The organism is Candidatus Limnocylindrus sp. (assembly GCF_040397235.1).
Classification (GTDB): domain Bacteria; phylum Chloroflexota; class Limnocylindria; order Limnocylindrales; family Limnocylindraceae; genus Limnocylindrus.
This window is the reverse complement of the sequence record NZ_JBBAWH010000008.1, coordinates 1-4,888: the sequence shown is the minus strand read 5'-3', so window position 1 is coordinate 4,888 and position 4,888 is coordinate 1. Positions and strand designations below refer to the sequence as shown.

The 4,888-nt window shown below is 65.0% G+C and carries 6 protein-coding genes; 3 read left to right on the top strand and 3 right to left on the bottom strand.

What is annotated here, in order from left to right:
• Together AC3LB0_RS05890 and AC3LB0_RS05885 are read right to left on the bottom strand one after the other, a co-directional pair.
• On the bottom strand, positions 1 to 221 hold a 221-nt coding region (locus AC3LB0_RS05890; RefSeq protein WP_488650234.1), incomplete at its 3' end, for a hypothetical protein.
• 5 nt (positions 222 to 226) lie between these two features.
• A complete protein-coding gene (locus AC3LB0_RS05885; protein WP_488650233.1) occupies positions 227 to 1,168 on the bottom strand; it encodes a DMT family transporter in 942 nt (313 codons plus the stop codon).
• A gap of 48 nt (positions 1,169 to 1,216) precedes the next feature.
• On the opposite strand from AC3LB0_RS05885, the gene AC3LB0_RS05880 reads away from it, so the two are divergent.
• From AC3LB0_RS05880 to AC3LB0_RS05870, 3 genes are read left to right on the top strand one after another with little or no spacing between them, the layout of a single operon-like run.
• Positions 1,217 to 1,927 (top strand): hypothetical protein, encoded by a 711-nt coding sequence (locus tag AC3LB0_RS05880; RefSeq protein WP_488650232.1) that lies wholly within the window; start codon positions 1,217 to 1,219, stop codon positions 1,925 to 1,927.
• 25 nt (positions 1,928 to 1,952) lie between these two features.
• The gene (locus AC3LB0_RS05875; RefSeq protein ID WP_488650231.1) at positions 1,953 to 3,245 is read left to right on the top strand and encodes an aromatic ring-hydroxylating oxygenase subunit alpha; all 1,293 of its coding nucleotides are present in this window, start codon (positions 1,953 to 1,955) and stop codon (positions 3,243 to 3,245) included.
• 4 nt (positions 3,246 to 3,249) lie between these two features.
• Positions 3,250 to 4,386 carry an aromatic ring-hydroxylating oxygenase subunit alpha gene (locus tag AC3LB0_RS05870; RefSeq protein WP_488650230.1) on the top strand — a complete coding sequence of 379 codons (1,137 nt, stop codon included), beginning with the start codon at positions 3,250 to 3,252 and terminating at the stop codon, positions 4,384 to 4,386.
• A 13-nt stretch (positions 4,387 to 4,399) separates the two neighbouring features.
• Here AC3LB0_RS05870 and AC3LB0_RS05865 read toward each other — a convergent pair.
• On the bottom strand, positions 4,400 to 4,888 hold a 489-nt coding region (locus AC3LB0_RS05865; protein WP_488650229.1), incomplete at its 5' end, for an FAD-dependent oxidoreductase.

Below are 4,888 nucleotides of genomic sequence, written 5' to 3'. Positions count from 1 at the left end.
ACATCTTTCGCAAATCCCTTGCTGGTGCCGTGCACCTCGAGCCAGTCAAGGAGTGGATCGCGTCGCAGCCAGTTGCGCGTCTTTGATGCCGAGACCCACTCGCGCCAGGCGGTGCGATCGGTTGGATCTGGATTACGGACTTCGCCGTTGTCGGCGGTCGTGATGGCGGCGACGCCGGTGATGGGGGGCGGGGTGGCGCGATAGCGTCGAAGGTCGTCCATTCCCCCTACGATCGCACGCGGCTCTGCTTTGTGCTGCTGGCGCGCTCAAAGGAGATCAGCGCCACGCCGCCGAGCAGGAAGAGTGCGCCAAGCGCCAGCCCTCCATCAAGTGCCTCGTTGAGCAGGCCAACGCCGAGTGCGGCGGCCACGAGTGGCTGCAGGAAGAGCACGCCAGCAGAGAGTCGCGGCGGTGCCGCCGCATAGCCGCGGTACCAGCAGCTCCAGCCGATAGATGTGGCCCCAACGCCGAGATAGAGCACGGCGAGCAGCGTGCCTGGGGTCGTGACCGCCGCGAGGTCGATACCGCCGATCGCGAGCTCTGCCACAACGAACGGGAGCATCATGGGAATCGCCAGCCCAGCGCTCAGCGTCACGGCGTTGCGGGCGCCCACCGCGGCAACGATCGGTCGCCCGAGGCTCGAGAAGAGCGCCCATGCGGCACCGCCACCGATCAGCATCACGATGCCGAGCAGCCGGCTCGCACTGGCGTCGGCGACAAGACCCTCAGCACCGGTGCTGCGAAGCGCCAGCGCTCCAACGCCGATCGCTGCCAGCACGATGCCGAACCATGCCTGGCGCGGCACACGAATTCCCTCCAGGAGCCGACCAAAAATCAGCACGAAGACTGGCGTTGCCATCGTCACGACCGACCCCTCGACCGCAGACGTTAGTGCGGTGCCAGCAAACTGCAGAAGGATCGACGCGGCAACCGCGACGCCAGCGCGCAGCACGGCACCCTTCGGAGCCTTCGCCCAGCCGAGTGACTCACTGCGAAGTGCGGCGAAGGTGGCCAGGGCGGCGACGCCGATCGCCAGGCGAAGCAGGCCCAGCGTTGCCGGTGGAATCGCGGCAAAGGTTTCCGCCGAGACCACATACATGCCACCCCAGAGTGCGGCGGCAATCGCCAGATCGGCGGTGGCAGCACGGGAGGCGACTCGGGTGGACATCTGCAGGAGTGTAGCGGCAGCACCACGAGAAGGGCGTAGGATAGTCGAATGAAAGAACAACTGAACGAACGTCTGACGCGCGCCCCATTCCGTCCGAGTGCCGACGCCCGCGCCGACTACGAGACAGATGGAACTACTTTCTTGCAGTATCTCGCCCGTCGCGCCGCCAAGACCGTGATCCTGGAGCCACTGCAGCAACTGCTCGCAGTACGGCGACCAGGTGGACCGATCCCTGCTGCCGCACTCGTCTGCTTCGCCTATTACGCCGTTGCGGCGTCCACCAGTTACGGGCGCGGGTATCGACAGCCAAGCTTCTCGAGCGAGCGCAGTGCTACCGAAAAGGACCGAGAGACCTCATCCGTCGTCACCGCCCGCTCGGTGGGCGCGCGCGGCGATCTCGCCGCGGAGATAACGGCTGAGATTGCCGGCATTGGGCGCTTCGTCGGCAACGAACGCATCCTAGGAACAACGGTTGGGCTGCGCGGCCTCGGCATGGCAGCTCCGTCGCAGTTCTCGTTTGAAACGACGCGGGGGCGTGGCGCGCCGCTCCTGGCCTGGCGCGGCGAGGCGCGAGGGACCGTCACCACGGAGCTCGCCCCCTCCCTCCGGGGCACCACGGTGCGGGCGTACGGCAGCCTCGCCTTGAGCGACGACGCAGGGAGCACGGGCAAGGCGACGCTCAACCGTGAAGGGGAGGTCTCCATCACGGTCACCGACCGCAGTGGAGGGGTCTACACCCTCAACGCCCCCCTCAAATAGTGCCGCGGCGTGGCACCATAGCGGCATGATTGTTGCGAAGCGCCCCGCCCCGCTCGACCCGGCCGCCATTGCCGCCGTGCGTCGCCCCTTCGACGAGGCTGACATGTTCCCGCCACGCGTCTTCCATGACCAGGCGATCTTCGACTGGGAGTCGCAGGAGATCTTCCGCCACGAGTGGCGCTGCGTCGGCCGCGAAGAGGAGACGCCAAACGTTGGCTCGTATCGACTCTTGGAGTTCGCCGGCGAGCAGGTGATCATCTCGCGCGGCGAAGATAACAAGCTGCACGCCTTCATCAATGCCTGCCGCCATCGCGGCGCAACTCTTATTGAGGGGCCGGCCGACGGCAAGCCCGACTGCGGCGAAGTGAAGAAGATCGTCTGCCCATATCACGCCTGGGTCTATGGTCCTGACGGGAAGCTGCTAAAGGCGAAGCACACCGAAGATTTGAAGCGCTTCAGCCCGGGCGACTACGACCTGGTGCCGCTGCGCTGCGAGACGTGGCAGGGCTTCGTCTTCCTGACCCTCGACAAGGAGGCCGAGCCGCTCCTCACCTACCTTGATGATCTCGTTGACGTGTTCGCGCGATTCGACTTTGCACCACTGCGACTCGCCCAGCGCGAGACGTACGACGTCGCGGCGAATTGGAAGATCCTCGTGGAGAACTACTCCGAGTGCTACCACTGCCCAGGCGTGCATCCGCAGCTGAATGCGCTCACCCCGTATGACCTTGGTGAAGATATTCCGGCACGCGGCTGGTGGAAGGGTGGCTGGCAGCCGCTCGTCGGAGAGGCGCTCACCATGGGACTCGACAAGGGGTCGCACTCGCGCCCATGGCTCAAGGGGATGACCGAGACCGATGCGAAGCGCATCCAGTACTTTGCCGTGTGGCCAAACCTGCTCCTCTCGTTGCACCCCGACTACCTGATGGTGCACATGATTGAGCCGCTCGGCCCAGGTCGATCGCGCGTCGTCTGTGACTGGTACCTGCACCCCGACACGCTGAAGCTCCCCGACTACGACTTCTCCGACGCGCACGGTTTCTGGGATATGACGAACCGACAGGACTGGCACGTGTGTGAGCTGCAGCAGCGCGGCACCGCCTCAAGCATGTTGCCACCAGGCCGCTACACCGAACTTGAGGCGAGCGTGCAGGCCTTCGACCTGATGGTTGCCGACCGCTACGCCGCCGACGGGAAGCGCACCTCACGCGGCTGGGCCGCCGGCCTCGCCCCAGGCGACATGGAGGGGATCGACTTCAGTGATCGCCAGGCGGCTCGCGCCGCCATCGCCGCAAAACTCGCCGCCGCCGCGGAGTAACCGCGTGACAACGCCGCAGCACGACAAGCAGGCGGCTCGATTCCCGGTTCCAACCAGTGAGGCACACACCCTCACCGCCAACGAGTACCTCTCACCTGAGGCCTACGAGCGCGAGCGCGCAGCGATCTTCAACCGCACCTGGCAGATCGTGGCGCGCACCGCCGACCTCACCCGTCCGGGCGACTTCGTGCCGGCCAACATCCTCGACGAGCCGATCGTCTTGGTGCACGGTCTCGATGGCACGATCTCTGGCTTCCACAACGTCTGCCGCCATCGCGCCGGACAGGTGGCGCTGAGCAAGGGGAATCGCAAGAGCCTGCAGTGCCGCTATCACGGCTGGACATACGGCCTCGACGGTGCCCTCAAGACCTGTCCAGAGATGGACCAAACCGAGGGGTTCAGCAAAGAGGACTTCGGCCTCATCCCCGTGCGCACCGCCGTCTTCGGACCATTCATCTTCGCGAACCTCAGTGCCGATGCGCCACCACTCGAAGAGGTGCTCGGCGCGATCCCGAGTGAGATTGCCGCCGCTGGATTCCCGATGGACGAGATGCAACTCGTGGAGCGCCGCGACTACATCGTGGAGTGCAACTGGAAGGTGTACGTCGACAACTACCTCGAGGGGTATCACATCCCCATTGCACACCCCGCCCTCTTTAAGGAGCTCGACTACGACGCCTACAAGGTGGAGCCGTATCGCTTCTATTCCAAGTCACTCGCCCCGATTCGCGACCTGAAGGAGGGCGAGGTGCACGGCGTCGATCGTCGCTTCATTCGCAGCGGCGAGGGCGAAGACGATGCACTCTACTACTGGTGCTTCCCGAACATGATGTTGAACCTCTACCCCGACAACCTCTCGCTCAACCTCGTGATCCCGCTCGGGCCGAACCGCACCCTGACCATCTTCGAGTGGTACTTCGCCTCGCCGGGCACCGGCCCGGGCTGGGAGTCAATGCAACAGGGGATCGCCTTCAGCGACCAGATCCAGCAGGAAGACATCGTGATCTGTGAGCAGGTGCAGCGCGGCCTGAGGTCGAGCGCCTACACCTCGGGGCGCTTCTCAGCGCTCCGTGAGAACGGGGTGCATCACTTCCAGTCGCTGGTCCGCGAGTTCCTCGCCTCCGAGACCACACCGCGCTAAGCAGCACTCGGGGCTAGGCGAGCCCCATCTCCCCCATTGGGCTCGACGGTCCCTCGCTGCGGTCGTGCAGCTTGAAGCGTCGGTCAGGGAGCTGTATCGGGTTGTTCTTCAACGCGGCGCGCGCCATCACCTCACCCACAATCGGTCCCTGCTTATAGCCGTGCCCTGAGCCACCACCGGCGAGCCAGATCGCAGGGTTCTCGGGATGCTGATCGAGCACATAGTGGCCGCTCTTGGTGCGCTCGTGCTGACAGGCGCGCGTCTCCTTGATTGGTGCACTCTTCAGCGCTGGAAAGCGCACCGCGCACTCACGCGCACGCGCAATCGAGGTTGGATGCGCCTCGTCGGGCCAGACGCTCGGATCAAAGCTCCCCGCGTCGAACTCTGGGCCAACCTTCACGCCGTGACCCTGGTCGTTCGGAATCCCCCACACCGCGAGCCCTTCATCAATCCAGGTTGGCATCTCGCCAACACCCATGTGCGGCGCATCGAAGTAGATCGC